This is a genomic window from Bacillus sp. SIMBA_008 (assembly GCF_046535495.1).
GTDB classification, from domain to species: Bacteria; Bacillota; Bacilli; order Bacillales; family Bacillaceae; genus Bacillus; species Bacillus subtilis.
In genome coordinates this window covers 1-247 of record NZ_JAWRWL010001012.1, presented here as the reverse complement: position 1 = coordinate 247, position 247 = coordinate 1, and the positions used below count along the sequence as shown (strand labels likewise).

Annotated in this window: 1 pseudogene; it reads left to right on the top strand. The window is 37.7% G+C overall.

What is annotated here, in order from left to right:
* Positions 1–247, top strand: a pseudogene (locus SB658_RS26455) (hypothetical protein); the annotation flags it as partial.

The window sequence follows — 247 nt, the reverse complement described above, 5'->3', positions numbered from 1 at the left end:
GTAGACAAAAAGTGAAGCTAAAGCCAGGTGATTTTGTAACAGGTCGTTTTGCTTTGATGGACATGTACAATACCGGTCTTAAATCTAAGGACAGGGTAAAGGGAGAAAAGACAATTTTTCGTTGGTTGGAACAGCTTCAAGAAATGGGATATTTGACAATAAAAAAGACCAACAAATTCAGCATTGTAAGCATTGATAATTGGGCTATTTATCAAGATGGAGCTTCCGAAAACGACAACAGTCTGAC